Origin of the sequence: Algoriphagus resistens, assembly GCF_001442615.1 — a bacterium.
GTDB classification, from domain to species: Bacteria; Bacteroidota; Bacteroidia; order Cytophagales; family Cyclobacteriaceae; genus Algoriphagus; species Algoriphagus resistens.
The window spans coordinates 281,485-296,587 of sequence record NZ_LMXN01000006.1; the positions used below are offsets into that span (position 1 = coordinate 281,485).

Sequence of the window (15,103 nt, forward strand, 5' to 3'; positions counted from 1 at the left end):
ATTCCAAATAAAAATTTGTTAAGATTATTTCTCTTCTGGGAAGTTACCTCGTTTAAATGCAATTCCTAATGCTAAACCCTGGCTAAATTGGATTTTGCTGTCTTGATCCAAATCATAGATCATCAGACTTGTCAGGCTAACATTCACTAAATTAGATACTTTCGCTGTCAGACCGAAGTCCAGCCGATGGTCTATCGCATCAAAAGCAAGGGTTTCGTAGTTTGCATACATTTGATATCTCACCATTAAAGAAAGATTTTCGGATAACTGTTTGTTGTAATCAGCCATTAAGCTGAAGGCTAGCCATTCCGTTCTTACAGTTTCACCTATATCCACACCGTAGTTCTCCGGTACATTCAGGTATAAATCCGTGTCGCTCACAAAAGTCCAACGAGGTGAGAATGGAGAAAGACGCAAGCTAAACTCATCATTTGGCTTATACTCAACACCAATAGAGGTAGTTAGGTACGCCGGATTGAGAAATTTAGATATAAGAATCCTATCTGCCCCTTCCGGAAACTCATAACCCGGGGCAAACTGAGACAGGAAATTAACCGCAAAGAAATAATTCCATTTGTCATTGATCTGATACCCTACCTTAGAATCCAGGAAAATACGGTCATTAGACTTACGGCCCTCTTCATCCTTATTTTTTACCACTCCGTAAATGAAATCCATTGTATTGTCCCAAGACCATTTGTCTTTTGCATAATTTGCACGACCATTAAGGTAAATACCCAATGCTAATGAATTCACTCCACCACCTTGCCAGTTACCACTGAAAGACGCTTGATTTACATTCAAGCCACCGCCTATTTCTTTCAGCCAGTAGCTCGTGTCCTGAGGAGTTAAGACCTCTTCATCTTGGGCAAATACTTGCCCACAAAACAAAATAAAGAGGAAAAGTGTAGTAATTCTTTTCATAATTAATAGATGTTGAATTATTTCAATATAAATAAATACAATGCAAATATGGAAAATGACTTGGAAAGAGAACTAATAATTCGGGATTTTTTGGCAAGACAGCGTACAACGCTGGCAAATAATAGAACTTTATTGTCTTTTATCCGAACATCTTTGTACTTCTTGGTCTCAGGCACTGCTCTTTTTGAGGTGAAGGAATTAGATCATGTTAGAGATTTGGGGTACTTGGCATTTGGATTGAGTTTGGTATTCCTAATCTTAGGATTTGTGAATTATTTTCGGGTCAAGGAAAAACTCAAAAAAGGAAAATACCTAAAAATGTAATTAATGACATTTGAAATCTGTCTTGTTTTTTCAATTGTTGGCCTTGCCATCGTATTATTCTTCACAGAAAAGTTCACCATAGATACTGTTTCTATTGGGGTAATGGCTGCTTTTCTGCTTACTGGGATTCTGGATGTAGATGAAGGATTATCGGGGTTCTCCAATCCCGCCACTATTACAGTGGCTGCAATGTTTGTAGTATCTGCCGCTATTTTCAATACCGGGCTTTTGGACAGCTTCACGCAACGCTTAAGTGCCCAAGCTGATAAAGGCCAAACCCATCTCTTAGTTACTCTGATGCTATCGGCAGGCTTTCTTTCTGCTTTCATAAGTGACACTGCAGTGGTGGCTTTACTGATGCCCGCAGTGATACGCCTAAACCAAACAAACAATATCCCTCCTTCCAAATTGCTCATGCCCCTCTCTTTTGGTGCTTTAATGGGCGGGATTTGCACCTTACTGGGGACAAGTACCAATATTTTGGTCAGTGGGATAGCTGAAAAAGCAGGACTCCCTTCTTTTGGCGTATTTGAGATGAGCTTGATGGGATTGGTTTTTTTTGGTTCCGGTTTGCTTTACATGCTGACTATCGGAAAATGGCTTACGCCAAACAGAAAAGCGAAATCGGGTTTGGGAGAAAGTATCCAACTAGGCAATTACCTTTCCGAATTGATCATTCTGAAAGAATATGATCAGCTGAACATCCCCCTTTTCAAGCAAAAACTTTTTGAAAAGCTTGCCATAAAACCATTGCAGATCATCCGGTCAGATCGCAGAAAGATACACGTGTACCCAAACACCTCCATACAGGAAGGAGACATTATCCGAATCAACTGCGATAAAGAAACGCTGGAGAAAATCAAATCAACCCGGGGAATAGAACTGAAAGCAGACTTAAAATGGAATGAAGAGAATATAACTGATGAGGACGAAAGACTTTACGAGGCCTTAGTAACACCAAATTCATTCCTTATAAACAAAAGCATCAAAGAACTGAATTTCAAAAAACTATACAACCAGGTGTTGGTAATCGGAATCAGGCATAGATCTGATATGCTGGATTCCCTTCTTGCAAGGACCAACCTGCGCGCCGGTGATATTTTGCTCTTGCGGGCCACAGAAGAATCCATCCAAAGTGTAGAGACCAGTGACGATTTATTGCTTATCTCAGAGACGAAAAGCCACCCAATAAACAAGACAAAAAGCATATTTACGCTAGTTGTATTAGCTCTGATCATAGGTTTGGCATCCTTTGAAGTGTTTCCTATTGTAGTAACCGCAGTTGCTGGGGCCATTGCACTGATTATGCTTGGATCTCTCAGCACCGAACAGGCTTACAAAGCAATTGACTGGAAAGTCATCTTAATGCTTGCCGGTGTGCTATCCATGGGAACAGCACTTGATAAGACAGGCGGGGCAGAACTAATAGGCACTAGCATCGTGCAAAACCTAGGTCAATTTGGCCCCAGAACTGTCATGAGTGCCTTGTTCGCACTGACCTTCATTTTGACAAATGTGATGTCAAACAACGCCACTGCCGCCCTTCTCGCGCCCATAGCTATCAGCATAGCCACTGCGCTGGGTGTGGATTCAAGGCCTATGCTCATGGCCGTAACTTTTGCGGCCAGTCTGAGTTTTATGACACCTATGGGATATCAGACCAACACAATGATCTATACTCCTGGAAATTATAAATTTAGCGATTACATCAAAATAGGAACCCCTTTAAACCTGCTCCTTTGGATAGTTGCAACTATCGGAATTCCTTATTTCTTTCCTTTTTGATTTAAGGCCGCCAGACAGATGAATCTATCGGGGCTTATTGCTTTATTACATAGGACAACAGATTTCAAAACAACTTAAACTAAACGTTATGAGAATATTCAGTATAGTACTAATCGTAGCCGGAATTCTGATGCTTTTCAGCAGTAGTTTCTCTTTTACTACCAAAGAAAAAGTAATTGATGCCGGCCCGTTACAGGTAAGTGCGGATAAGAAGCGTGAAGTGAAATGGCCTACCTATGCAGGAGGAATTGTTATTGCAGCTGGGGTGGTTATGCTGGTAGTAAGCCAGAAAAAAAGGTAAATTCCTGACTTATTTTTGCCTTAACTAACCACTCTTGCTTTTGAAATTAGCCGCAGTAGATATTGGCTCCAATGCCATCAGGATGCAGATCACCAGCGTGACCCAATACGAAGGAAAAATCAGTTTTAAGAAAGTAGAATACTTACGGTTCCCTTTGCGTCTGGGTCTGGATGTTTTTAATCACCAAAAGATCTCTGACACCAACAGGAGAAAATTCATCAAATTGATGAAAGCTTTTAAGATACTTATTGATCTATATGAAGTCGATGATTACATGGCCTGCGCTACTTCAGCAATGAGGGAAAGCGTCAATGGAAAAGAAATAGTTTTTGAGGTAAAGGAAGAAATTGGCTTGAAAATCAACATTATAGATGGGAATAAGGAAGCGGAACTGATCAATAAATCCCTTAACAAGTTCTTTGACGAAAAGACCTACCTGCATATTGATGTGGGCGGGGGAAGTACAGAACTGAATATCTATAAGGACCGTGAAAAAATAGCTTCCAGATCATTTCAGATAGGCTCAGTCAGAGCGCTACAAGACCAGGTAGCTGTTCCTGTCTGGAATTCCATGGAGCGCTTTGTGCGCAAGCATTTAGAAAATTCCCATTCAGCCACTGCCATCGGAACCGGTGGAAACATTAACAAGATTTTTGAACTTTCCTTGCCCCGCAAAAATAAGCGCTACTTAGCCATTGAAAAAATCGCAGAAGTATTAAACCGCCTGGAATCGCTCACATTTGAAGAACGTGTAAATAAGCTAAACTTAAATTATGATCGCGCTGATGTGATAATTCCCGCCGGAAAGATTTATCTGCGGGTGATGCAGGCAGCAAAGTCAAAAAAAATGATTGTGCCCGACCTAGGACTGAAAGACGGTATTATTCAAGTACTCTACGAACGTAACCTTGCAAAAAAGCCCCTTTTATAGGGGCCTTTTCGTGTGTTTACTCTACCAGTTGAACCTGCATTACATTTCCTACATCCAGATTGAAAAACTCACGGTGTACATTGAATTCAGGTTCATCTCCTATCGGCTGCTTTGCTAGGTAAGTGCCGTCTTCCTGCATCACATAAGAATTTACATTGTCTTTTAAGTTATAGGCAAGAATATTCATCAATTGCTTTTCGAGCAAAGGAGACTCAACTTTAAACAGCGCCTCCAATCTTTTATCAAAACTTCTTACCATCATATCTGCACTTCCGGCGTAAGTCTTGGAATCACCATTGTTATGAAAATAGTAGATTCTGGAATGCTCCAAGAAATCCCCCACAATAGATAGTACTTCAATATTTTCGCTCAATCCTATTCTTCCTGGCCTCAGGCAGCAGATACCACGAACGATCAATTTGATTGTTACACCGGACTGTGACGCACGGTATAATGCATAGATTATCTCAGAATCTTCCAGAGAATTTACCTTAATGAAAACACCGCTAGGAAGGCCGTTTCTGGCATTTTCCGCTTCCTTCTCAATATACTCGATCAACTGGTTCCGCATGTCCCGCGGGGCTGTGATCAGGTTTTGGTATTGAGATGGCATGGAGTGGCCTGTGATTACGTTGAAAAACTCTGACACATCATTTGCCAAAACCTCATTCGTAGTCATTAAACCTATATCAGTATAAAGCCTTGCTGTATCTTCATTGTAATTGCCGGATCCCAGGTGGACATATCGCGTGATTTCTCCCCCATCCCTTCTTACAATCAAAAGAAGTTTGGTGTGGGTTTTCAAATGGGAAATCCCGTAAATCACAAAACACCCGGCTTTCTGCAGTTTCTTGGCTTCCCGGATATTGTTCTCCTCATCAAATCTGGCTTTAACTTCAAAAAGCACTGAAACATGCTTGCCATTTTCAGCAGCTTTAAGTAAAGCTTTGGTGATTCTGCTGTCCTTTGCCAATCTATAAATGGTCATTTTGATAGCCATCACATCCGGATCCTCTGATGCTTTCTCTACCAAATCCAAGATCGAATCAATATTATTGTACGGATGGTGCAGCAGTATGTCCTTCTCCTTCAATACGTCAAAAATATCAGCAATTCCTTCATCCTGATAAGAAAGCGGCTTTACAGGATCGGGAATTTGAGGCAGACGCTCCCGGAATTTCTTATTTCCTACAACCTGCCAGAGGCCGGTAAAATCCATCAGGCTGGATCTCTTTATCATAAATACAGAATCCATTTTCAGATTCCATCTTTCTAAAAGTGAATTCAACATCCATTTACTATAGCCTTCTTCTATTTCGATTTTCACCACCCGACCACTTTTTCTTTCCATCAATTTCCGCTTCACTTCTTCTAGAAAGTTAGCGTCCATATCTTCACTTTCTTCCAGCGTGAAATCACCATTTCTTGTGATTCTAAACAGACTTATACCTTCAATTTCCACATTCCTGAAAAGTGAAACAATGTTTTCCCGAATAACCTCTTCTATAGGGACAAGGAGCAGTGAATCCTCCCGTTCGATTTCAAAAAAACGGGGGATATTGGCAGGAATCTGGACAAAACTCATCTTCCGCATATCCTGTCTGTCCCCGGGACTGGTGGTCACCACACCAAATACCAACAGCTTATTCATCAGAATCGGAAATGTGCGATAACCATCGTACACCATCGGCGTGAGCATCGGGTAGATTGCTTTTACGAAGTAATCATGAACCTTCCCCTGCTCTTTCTCTGTCAGCTTGGAAATATTGCAGAGAATCACCCCCTGCTCCTGCAGCTCGGGCATTATTACTTGGGTAAAATGCTCATGTTGGGCAGAATGAAAAGCATGGCTTTCATTCATCAACTTCGCCTTGAAAGGCTCTTCTCTAAGCCCGGAATAATCAACCCGCTCCTTATCGTAATCCAGGTAATTATACAATGATCCAACCCGGATCATAAAAAACTCATCCAGATTAGAGGCTGTAATAGCAAGAAATTTAAGTTTTTCAAAAACACTGCGATGCGCTTTCTTAGACTGATCCAAGACACGCTCATTAAACTTTAACCAACTTAAATCCCTGCTTACCAGGTCACTCTGTTGTATAATCGTATCATATTTTTCTACAACTGCCAGTTTCATTGCATTCAAAGTTAATAATAAGAGAGCAAGTTAAGCTTTGCTTACTTATTTTGGGTTTATCATTGTGTTATCAATTAAAAAAGGGGCTGAAAAGCCCCTTTTGAATGATCAGGTATCGATTTTTGCGTATTTCGCATTTTTCTCGATAAAATCTCTTCTTGGGGCTACTTCATCTCCCATGAGCACGCTGAAGAGATGATCTGCTTCGGCGGCTGATTCAATATTTACCTGTTTTATCGTACGCACATTTGGGTCCATGGTGGTCGTCCATAGTTGTTCCGGATTCATTTCACCAAGTCCTTTGTAGCGTTGGATGCCTACACTATCTTCTTTGCCATCCTTAGCCATTTCAGCGGTAAGAATCTTACGTTCCTCTTCTGTCCAACAATATCTCTCATCTTTTCCTCTTTTCAATAAATATAAAGGAGGCAAAGCAATATACACATAGCCATTTTCAATCAATGTCCTCATGTACCTAAAAAACAAAGTAAGAATCAACGTACGTATGTGGGAACCATCAATATCAGCATCCGTCATGATGATGATTTTGTGATAGCGAAGTCCTGTAAGATCCAACTCCTTATCATCATTCACTGTACCGAATTTAACTCCAAGCGCAGTCAGGATGTTTTTAATCTCTTCGTTATCGTAGATTTTATGCTCATGTGCTTTTTCTACATTAAGAATTTTACCTTTCAAAGGTAAAATTGCCTGGAAGTCTCGGTCCCTCCCCTGTTTGGCAGACCCACCTGCCGAGTCCCCTTCCACAAGGTACAATTCACAGACAGTAGGATCGCTGTTTGCACAATCGGCTAGCTTGCCCGGTAGACCTCCGCCTCCCAGCACATTTTTACGCTGCACCATTTCCCGTGCCTTTCTTGCCGCGTGTCTGGCCTGTGCCGCCAAGATCACCTTGCCAACTATAATTTTAGCTTCCTTAGGATGCTCTTCCAACCAAATTTGTAAGGCTTCCGAAACAGCACTATCTACCGCACCCACTACATCGGAGTTGCCCAATTTAGTTTTTGTCTGACCCTCAAATTGAGGTTCAGCTACCTTAACGGAAATTACCGCAGTAAGGCCTTCACGGAAATCATCGCCGGAAACTTCCATCTTCAGCTTATCCAGCATACCGGATTTGTCCGCGTAAGATTTCAATGTCCTGGTCAATGCTCTTCTAAATCCTGAAACGTGACTACCACCTTCATACGTATTGATCGTGTTCACGTAGGAAACCACATTTTCAGAATAGGAACTATTATAGTTCATAGCTACCTGGACAGGCACACCATTCTTTTCTGTATCAATAGAAATCGGTGTGTCGATGATTTTCTCACGGCTCACATCCAAGTACTGGACAAACTCAACCAATCCACCCTCTGAAAAGAATTCGTCGGATTTCACAGATCCATCATCCTCGGTCTCTCTCAGGTCAGTGAGGAAAATCCGGATCCCTGCATTCAAAAACGACATTTCACGAAGCCTGTTTGCGATCGTCTCGTATTTGAATTCGGTAATGGCAAAAATACTGTCATCAGGCTTGAAATGAATGGTTGTACCTCGACGGTCCGTAGTGCCAATCTGCCTGGCAGGATACTGAGGTACCCCTATCTTAAATTCCTGCTCTGTGATAACACCATTTCGATAAACCGTAGCTTTCAGGTCAGTGGAAAGCGCATTCACACAGGAAACACCCACACCATGCAAACCGCCTGATACTTTGTAGGTATCCTTATCAAATTTGCCACCCGCATGAAGCACAGTCAACACAACTTCCAAGGCTGACTTCTTCTCCTTAGCGTGCATATCTGTTGGAATCCCACGACCGTTATCCTCTACAGTGATTGAATTATCTTCATTCACCGTAACCTTAATGGTGTCGCAATGGCCCGCAAGCGCCTCATCTATAGAGTTATCGACAACTTCCCAGATCAGGTGGTGGAGTCCTTTGACCCCAACGTCACCTATATACATAGCAGGCCTCTTACGAACTGCTTCAAGGCCTTCTAATACCTGAATATTCCCGGCACCGTATTCGCCTAGATTCTTCGCTTTTTCTTCACTCATATGTTTTGGAGAAAACCCTCAAATTGGGTCTAAGAAGGTGATTTTATGTTCTTTTTTAGCAGTCGCAAGATAGGTAAAAAAAGTGACTCTACACAGCTTTCTGTGATACTCAGTTGCACAAAAAACCAGCTAAAAACCCTATCCGCTATTGTGATGGTTTACAGAGAGTTAATACTGGTTTGTACTCAACATCACCAGCGTACAGGCCTGCACTACCTGGATACCTGCGGATTTCGCCTTTTGAAAAAACAGGGGGTTCTCGGTTCCCGGATTGAAAATGATCCTTTTAGGAGATAGGCTGATCAAATAATCAATCCATTCTTCTTGGTTTGCAGGACCGATATAAAGTGTAATTGTATGAATCTCTGGTAAATCAGGTTTACTGCGAAGATCCAGGATTTCTTTTCCAAAGACTTTACCTGATTTAATCCCAATTGGAATAAAAGGCAGAGCAGCATCAGCAAATCTTCCGGCAGCAAAATACGCATACCTGGAAGGATTCGTCGTTGCCCCTACTATCAAAGTGACTTTTTCAGACATCTCCTCTGCTTCCATAGATCTTATCCCGCTCAAATGTGTCCATATGTCTATGCTTTTTTGTTTCATAGATATCAGCTAAAGTGATCAGAATACCTGTCTCTTCCACTTCTCCAAATTCATCATTCAGCGCTGTTCCAAAAGTCATCATGGTAGGCGAAAGATTCATATACGTATTGATCAACGGTGGAATATTCTCTCCGTAAGTCCGAATCCTTCCATTTAGCAATTTATAACCTTCTTTGTATTCCAATCCCTCAAATGGGTTACCTGCCTTGGGCAGATCTGTCTCATACCCCAGCTCCAGCTCTTTCTTTGGTTTGACCAATCCATCCCTATCGGGAAAATAGTAATGCATGAACATCAACAATAAATCTCTTGCCTCTCTACTAAAGTGGGGGTACATGGTCACTTTCCCAAAGAGATACTTGACATCGGGATTCATTAAAACTACTGCTCCCAGACCGTCCCAAAGGTTGTCTAGACTGAAAATTCCCTTCCGGTTATCAAATGCAGGTTGGTATTTGGGCTGTACAAACGAGCGTCCCAGCTCTATTGTAAAGGGAATATAATCCTGGACAAACCGATCTGAAAAATCAAATAAATGGGTCGTAGAAAGATTTAGAGAACCGTCCTCTTGGACTGAATTTTTACAATTGATCAATCGATAACCAGCTACTATTTCCTCATCTACCGGGTTCCAGGTCACCAGTTGCTCGTAGCAATTTTCACAGATATCATTCTCATCCAGATCCAGCTCTAACCCCGTCCCCCCTCCGGCGTTCCTAAATGTAAGTTCTCTCAATCTCCCAATCTCCCGAACGACATTCGGAGAATTATGAAAATTAACCAAATAAACCAGGTTGTCCCCATTGTTGGTATATCGTAAAAATCGATCCGGAACCAATTCAGCTTTTAACAGCTCTTTATCAATTGCCGGAATTATGTCTGCTTCTTTATTCATTCTTTTTTACCAAGTTCATAAACTATTCCCTTAATATGTTCCGCCCATTCCCCATCTGATTTTGAGGAATTTAGGCTTTCAACGGGAATCAGCTCACCTACGGTGATTACTACTTTTTGCCCTCTTTGCTTGTAGAGCTCATCTGCCAAATAGAACATCTCAATATTAGCCTGGATACCTATTTTCTTTCTCCAATGTGCCAAATTGTAAAAAAATTTAGAGTTTTTCCCGCCAATAAAACAAGGTAAGATATCTTTTTTGAATTTCTTGGCTTTAGTGACGAAGCTCTTTTTCCATGGCAAATCTCTGATTCCATCCTCACTTTTTCGGGAAACCAAGCCTGCCGGAAAAATCATAACCGCATAGGATCCCGCATATGCCTCATCAATCGCCGCCCAAGTGCCCAAAGAGTTTTTGCCATGTTTGTTGATAGGAATGAAAAGCGGAGAGAAATTTTTGAACTGCATCAAAAGATCATTGACCAAAAACCTCATGTCACTTCTTACCTTGCCTATAGCCTGCATCAGGGCAATCCCATCTATTCCTCCCAGTGGGTGGTTGGCAGCAATGATTATTCCCCCTGTTTTTGGAATCCGCTCTACTCCTTCCAAAACGATGTCAATCTCAAGCTCATCTATCAATGCATCCACGAATTCCAACCCTGACAGGTGTTGAATTTTCCCCACCACCTCATTCATCCATTCCTCATGGGTCACGCGTTTGATGTAGCTTAATACAAACCCGGGCATCCAGTTAAGAAGTTGCGGATTCTTGGATTTTATGGCCTTTTCTATGTCAATAATTTTCTCAGGCATGCTGAATTTCGGGTGGACAATTTAAGGTTGATCACCAGGTGAAGCAGGTGTTCCTTTTCCAAAATAAAGCTAAAAGTACAAAAAAACAGGTTTTTGGAAGGAATAGCTGGCATAGATCTAAGTAGTCCACTGAAAACCAACATACTTATTTTACTAAATTGATAATATGCTTTAAAGAACCGGTGCCAATTAGTGTCTGGATTTGAATTTTCCGCTTAAACTATTGCTTTTCCCATCCTAAATTTTATGCGTATGCCTTTACATGTTTACCCGTGAAACTGTAGGTATGGGTGAGAAAAATGTCATCTTCTCAAAATAGCTTGACATAAGTAGCTCAGTGTCCACGCTCAACTGACCTTCTTAATAGCAACAAACCCCAAGGGTTGTAACTTTTCATACCCCTTGAGAGTGCCTGGTTGAGCAGAGAAAAATAAGTATTCCAGCCACGAAAGGGACTAAATTAGATCCAAACAGAATTCCAATAGGTGCATTTACGCGGATATACATCAAATTTCAACCAGAATTTCTAAAACGGAAAATCACCTCCCCGGTTCGTTTCTCATTAATTCCCTATTTTTGCCCTTACTAATAGTATACTTATGAGCGAATCCATCCTATCACTTTGCCCTGGACCATGGCAGGATTATGAACTTATTGACACTGGAGGATTTGAAAAATTGGAAAGGTTTGGTGAATTCATTCTTAGCAGACCCGAGCCTCAGGCGATCTGGGACAAAACGCTCCCTGAAAGTGAATGGCAAAATCTGGCACACGCACATTTTGCCAAAGAAAAAAGCAATCCTGAAAAGGGTAAATGGGAACAGCTAAAGAAGATGCCACATAATTGGGCGATAGCTTATTCGAACGCGGAAGGACTAAACCTGAAATTAAATCTTGCGCAGACTTCCTTCAAACATATCGGACTTTTCCCTGAGCAGGCTGTAAACTGGGATTACCTATACAAAACTATCAAGCGTTCACCGGTGGCAAAGCCAAAAGTTCTGAATCTTTTTGCCTATACTGGTGCTGCAAGTGTGGCCGCGAAAGCTGCCGGAGCTGATGTGACCCACCTTGATTCGGTAAAGCAGGTGGTAACTTGGTCAAGGCACAACATGGAATCCTCTGGCCAATCTGACATCAGATGGATGGTGGATGATGCAATGAAATTCATCAAGCGTGAAGCCAGACGTGGAAATACATACAATGGTATTATCCTGGATCCTCCCGCGTATGGTCGTGGTCCAGACGGGGAAAAGTGGGTCCTGGAAGAGCAGATCAATGAAATGCTGAAAGTGTGCGCGGAAATCCTAGACCCCAAAGACCATTTTCTTCTTCTCAACATGTACTCGCTGAGCTTCTCCTCGCTCATTGCTGCAAACCTGATCAACACCACTTTTAAAAATGTACAGAACGCAGAACATGGCGAACTTTACCTTCAGGACAACCAAAGTAAAAAACTCCCACTTGGAATATTCTTCAGATTTTCAAGTTTTTGATTTAAACACCGACAATGAATAACCGTCAGCTTTTTCTCCAACATTTAGCTCAAACTACAGATTTCCCTTTGATGATAGAAGTGGAAAAAGCGGAGGGAATCTATCTTTACGGTCCGAAAGGAGAGAAATACATCGATCTGATCTCGGGAATCGGAGTGAGTAATGTAGGCCATAGACATCCAAAGGTCTTGAATGCTATTCAAGGGCAACTGGATAAATACCTTCATCTGATGGTCTATGGAGAATACGTCCAAAGTCCACAGGCCCGGTTAGCCAAAGCAATTTGCGATACATTACCTGAATCACTTGACAATGCTTACTTAGTAAACAGTGGCAGTGAAGCTGTAGAAGGTGCATTAAAACTAGCTAAAAGATATACCGGAAAACCAAACTTGGTTTCATGCGTGAATGCATATCACGGAAGCTCACATGGAGCTTTGAGTGTCGGTGGAAATGAGATTTTCAAACAAGCCTATCGTCCATTACTGCCGGGAGTGAGTCATATCATGTATGGGGAGTTTTCAGACTTGGCAACTATCAATTCAGCTACTGCAGCTATACTAATCGAGACCATACAGGGCGAAGCTGGAATACGTGTTGCCACAAAGGAATATTTCCAGGCTTTGCGCAAGCGGTGCGACGAAACCGGAACGCTGTTGATTTTGGACGAGGTCCAGTGTGGATTTGGACGGACAGGGAAATTCTGGGCATTCGAGCATTTTGGAATTGTTCCGGATATCGTGGTGTGCGCCAAGGGAATGGGTGGAGGTATGCCAATCGGCGCATTCATCGCCAATAAAGAAGTAATGGGTGCATTCAAAAATAACCCCATTCTTGGCCACATAACCACTTTTGGGGGGCATCCTGTAAGCTCAGCAGCTTCTCTTGCCACCATACAGGTACTACAAGAAGAGAAACTGATAGAAGAAGTAGATAAAAAAGCCAATTTATTCAAAACACTTTTAGTACATCCAAAAATCAGAAGCATTAGAAATAAAGGATTGCTGATGGCCGTGGAGTTCGAATCTTTCAATGCCCTAAAGCCAATCATTGATTCAGCAATTAAACTCGGCGTGATCACAGATTGGTTTTTATTCTGCGACGATTCAATGCGGATCGCCCCTCCCCTAACGATCAGTATCGAGCAAATTCATAATGCATGCGCAGTGATTCTACAGGCTATAGAAACGGTTGATCGTAAGTAAACCTTCTCATTTTTTTGATAGTCAGAAACTTCTTTTCTTCCCATTGAGTTAAAATACAAAGTGAATTCCATGAAAAATCAAGAAAAGAAGAACTATCCTATTGAGAAATCTGAAGACGAATACCGCAAGGAACTGGATGCTGATTCCTACCGTGTATTAAGAGAAAAAGGAACTGAAAGAGCCTTCTCAGGGGAATACTATCTGAATAAGGCAACAGGAATCTATGAATGCAAAGCCTGTGGAAATGAGATTTTTCACTCTTCAAAAAAGTATGACAGCGGCTGTGGATGGCCAAGTTTCACCGAGCCGGTAAACCCAGATGCAATCGAGGTGCACATGGACTATTCACATGGTATGATCCGGGAAGAAATTTTATGCTCCAGTTGTGGCTCGCATTTGGGACATCGCTTTCCAGATGGGCCGACTGACCAAGGTGGCATCAGATATTGCATTAATTCTGTAAGCCTGGACTTTAAAAACGGTCAATAAGATTAAACCCTTGAGGTTTTGAATCCTTGGGAGGTTAGCGGCTATCTGCGGGTACGAGTTATGACTTTCAGAAGAAAGCCACTTGGATATGCGGTTCCAAGTGGCTTTTCTACACCGTAGTTCGGATTAACTTAAGGTTGAAGGATCAAAGCTCCCTGACCCAGATATTTCTGAACCTTACGGGGTTGCCATGGTCCTGAAGTTTAATCGGTAATTTTTCAGGATGTGCTTTATAGTTTGGAATCCCGATATATTCGGTAGGTCCTTTTAGGATTACATGATTTTGAACCAATACGCCATTCATCAAGACGGTCACTGTAGCAGGAGAAGTCAAAATCCCATCTTTGTTAAAACGGGGGGCTTTGAAGATGATATCATAATAATTCCATTCACCGGCCGGTCTTAACGCCATAGCCAAGGGAGGAAATTGTTTGTAGATACTACCTGCCTGTCCATTTGTATAGGTCTTGCTTTCGTAGCTGTCCAGCACCTGTACTTCGTACATCCCCATCAGGAAAAAGCCTGAGTTACCTCTGCCCTGGCCTTCACCTACTATTTCTGTAGGTGCGGACCATTCCACATGATACTGGGCATCACCAAAAGGAAGCTTAGATTGTATATCACCCTTTCCTTTGGTGACTACCAATTCCCCGTTTTCTATTGTCCATTCAGCTGCACTAGAACCATCTTTTGCACTGACAAATCCATCTAGGTTAGTTCCGTCAAAAAGCACAATTGCGTCAGAAGGAGGCGCTGTATTATTGGCTCCGGGAGTAACTTTTGGAGGAACTGGCGTGTAAAATTCTGTGGCCTCAGGCCTCATCGCCGGCGGGGTTTTCTCTTGGGCGACTGCTAAAGAACTTAAAGTCAATGCACTTGCGACAAAGGCCAGTACCGGTATTCTCTTTTTCATAGGTTTGTTATTAAGGGAAAAGAACTTAGAAGAGGGATAAATTACTCCAATTTGTGCTCAATCAAAAAACCATTGGTGGATTTTTAAACCAAAGCCAAATCCATCCATCTATTTCTGCGGTTTCTTTAGCTGTCCATACCTTGATAGTTTAGCTAAAACCTGACATGAATGCGCATCTATTCCTAACACTATAAGTCAGCAGGTATCCATCT

The 15,103-nt window shown here is 41.9% G+C and carries 14 protein-coding genes; 7 read left to right on the forward strand and 7 right to left on the reverse strand.

The features are described from left to right. Window positions 1-24: 24 nt before the first annotated feature. Window positions 25-924 (reverse strand): DUF3078 domain-containing protein, encoded by a 900-nt coding sequence (locus AS141_RS13320; RefSeq protein ID WP_057938150.1) that lies wholly within the window; start codon window positions 922-924, stop codon window positions 25-27. A 48-nt stretch (window positions 925-972) separates the two neighbouring features. Between AS141_RS13320 and AS141_RS13325 the strand changes: the two genes are divergently transcribed. From AS141_RS13325 to AS141_RS13340, 4 genes are all read left to right on the forward strand, one after another. Further along, window positions 973-1,248 (forward strand): YidH family protein, encoded by a 276-nt coding sequence (locus AS141_RS13325; RefSeq protein ID WP_057938222.1) that lies wholly within the window; start codon window positions 973-975, stop codon window positions 1,246-1,248. A 3-nt stretch (window positions 1,249-1,251) separates the two neighbouring features. After that, window positions 1,252-3,033, forward strand: a complete 1,782-nt coding sequence (locus AS141_RS13330) for an SLC13 family permease (protein WP_057938151.1) — start codon at window positions 1,252-1,254, stop codon at window positions 3,031-3,033. Between the two features lie 88 nt (window positions 3,034-3,121). Continuing rightward, window positions 3,122-3,334, forward strand: coding sequence for a hypothetical protein (locus tag AS141_RS13335; protein ID WP_057938152.1), 213 nt, complete (start codon window positions 3,122-3,124; stop codon window positions 3,332-3,334). 40 nt (window positions 3,335-3,374) lie between these two features. Continuing rightward, a complete protein-coding gene (locus tag AS141_RS13340) occupies window positions 3,375-4,265 on the forward strand; it encodes a Ppx/GppA phosphatase family protein (RefSeq protein WP_057938223.1) in 891 nt (296 codons plus the stop codon). 16 nt (window positions 4,266-4,281) lie between these two features. On the opposite strand, the gene ppk1 is transcribed toward AS141_RS13340, so the two are convergent. The 5 genes from ppk1 to AS141_RS13365 all read right to left on the reverse strand — a co-directional run bounded on the left by ppk1 (window position 4,282) and on the right by AS141_RS13365 (window position 10,788). Continuing rightward, on the reverse strand, window positions 4,282-6,405 hold the full coding sequence (ppk1, locus tag AS141_RS13345) for a polyphosphate kinase 1 (protein ID WP_057938153.1): 2,124 nt from the start codon (window positions 6,403-6,405) through the stop codon (window positions 4,282-4,284). Window positions 6,406-6,513: 108 nt separating this feature from the next. Further along, window positions 6,514-8,472, reverse strand: a complete 1,959-nt coding sequence (gyrB, locus tag AS141_RS13350) for a DNA topoisomerase (ATP-hydrolyzing) subunit B (protein WP_057938154.1) — start codon at window positions 8,470-8,472, stop codon at window positions 6,514-6,516. Between the two features lie 168 nt (window positions 8,473-8,640). Further along, a complete protein-coding gene (locus AS141_RS13355) occupies window positions 8,641-9,027 on the reverse strand; it encodes a CoA-binding protein (RefSeq protein ID WP_232424908.1) in 387 nt (128 codons plus the stop codon). Then, on the reverse strand, window positions 9,005-9,973 hold the full coding sequence (locus AS141_RS13360) for a GNAT family N-acetyltransferase (RefSeq protein WP_057938155.1): 969 nt from the start codon (window positions 9,971-9,973) through the stop codon (window positions 9,005-9,007). Before AS141_RS13360 ends, AS141_RS13355 begins: the two co-directional genes overlap by 23 nt. Continuing rightward, entirely contained in the window at window positions 9,970-10,788 is an 819-nt protein-coding gene (locus AS141_RS13365; protein ID WP_057938156.1) for a 1-acyl-sn-glycerol-3-phosphate acyltransferase, read from the reverse strand. Before AS141_RS13365 ends, AS141_RS13360 begins: the two co-directional genes overlap by 4 nt. Window positions 10,789-11,387: 599 nt before the next feature. On the opposite strand from AS141_RS13365, the gene AS141_RS13370 reads away from it, so the two are divergent. The 3 genes from AS141_RS13370 (at window position 11,388) to msrB (ending at window position 13,978) form a co-directional block, all read left to right on the forward strand. Next, window positions 11,388-12,284, forward strand: coding sequence for a class I SAM-dependent methyltransferase (locus tag AS141_RS13370; protein ID WP_057938157.1), 897 nt, complete (start codon window positions 11,388-11,390; stop codon window positions 12,282-12,284). A gap of 14 nt (window positions 12,285-12,298) precedes the next feature. Then, window positions 12,299-13,489: an aspartate aminotransferase family protein gene (locus AS141_RS13375; RefSeq protein ID WP_057938158.1), complete on the forward strand. Its 1,191-nt coding sequence runs from the start codon at window positions 12,299-12,301 to the stop codon at window positions 13,487-13,489. 69 nt (window positions 13,490-13,558) lie between these two features. Beyond that, window positions 13,559-13,978, forward strand: a complete 420-nt coding sequence (msrB, locus tag AS141_RS13380) for a peptide-methionine (R)-S-oxide reductase MsrB (RefSeq protein WP_057938159.1) — start codon at window positions 13,559-13,561, stop codon at window positions 13,976-13,978. A gap of 145 nt (window positions 13,979-14,123) precedes the next feature. On the opposite strand, the gene AS141_RS13385 is transcribed toward msrB, so the two are convergent. Continuing rightward, the gene (locus AS141_RS13385; RefSeq protein ID WP_057938160.1) at window positions 14,124-14,891 is read right to left on the reverse strand and encodes a 3-keto-disaccharide hydrolase; all 768 of its coding nucleotides are present in this window, start codon (window positions 14,889-14,891) and stop codon (window positions 14,124-14,126) included. Window positions 14,892-15,103 lie beyond the last annotated feature (212 nt).

Excerpts from the sequence above, each read along its gene's own strand:
- AS141_RS13320 (WP_057938150.1), bottom strand. The coding sequence starts at position 924 with ATGAAAAGAATTACTACACTTTTCCTCTTTATTTTGTTTTGTGGGCAA.
- AS141_RS13325 (WP_057938222.1), top strand. The coding sequence starts at position 973 with ATGGAAAATGACTTGGAAAGAGAACTAATAATTCGGGATTTTTTGGCA.
- AS141_RS13330 (WP_057938151.1), top strand. The coding sequence starts at position 1,252 with ATGACATTTGAAATCTGTCTTGTTTTTTCAATTGTTGGCCTTGCCATC.
- AS141_RS13335 (WP_057938152.1), top strand. The coding sequence starts at position 3,122 with ATGAGAATATTCAGTATAGTACTAATCGTAGCCGGAATTCTGATGCTT.
- ppk1 (WP_057938153.1), bottom strand. The coding sequence starts at position 6,405 with ATGAAACTGGCAGTTGTAGAAAAATATGATACGATTATACAACAGAGT.
- gyrB (WP_057938154.1), bottom strand. The coding sequence starts at position 8,472 with ATGAGTGAAGAAAAAGCGAAGAATCTAGGCGAATACGGTGCCGGGAAT.
- AS141_RS13355 (WP_232424908.1), bottom strand. The coding sequence starts at position 9,027 with ATGGAAGCAGAGGAGATGTCTGAAAAAGTCACTTTGATAGTAGGGGCA.
- AS141_RS13360 (WP_057938155.1), bottom strand. The coding sequence starts at position 9,973 with ATGAATAAAGAAGCAGACATAATTCCGGCAATTGATAAAGAGCTGTTA.
- AS141_RS13365 (WP_057938156.1), bottom strand. The coding sequence starts at position 10,788 with ATGCCTGAGAAAATTATTGACATAGAAAAGGCCATAAAATCCAAGAAT.
- AS141_RS13370 (WP_057938157.1), top strand. The coding sequence starts at position 11,388 with ATGAGCGAATCCATCCTATCACTTTGCCCTGGACCATGGCAGGATTAT.
- AS141_RS13375 (WP_057938158.1), top strand. The coding sequence starts at position 12,299 with ATGAATAACCGTCAGCTTTTTCTCCAACATTTAGCTCAAACTACAGAT.
- msrB (WP_057938159.1), top strand. The coding sequence starts at position 13,559 with ATGAAAAATCAAGAAAAGAAGAACTATCCTATTGAGAAATCTGAAGAC.
- AS141_RS13385 (WP_057938160.1), bottom strand. The coding sequence starts at position 14,891 with ATGAAAAAGAGAATACCGGTACTGGCCTTTGTCGCAAGTGCATTGACT.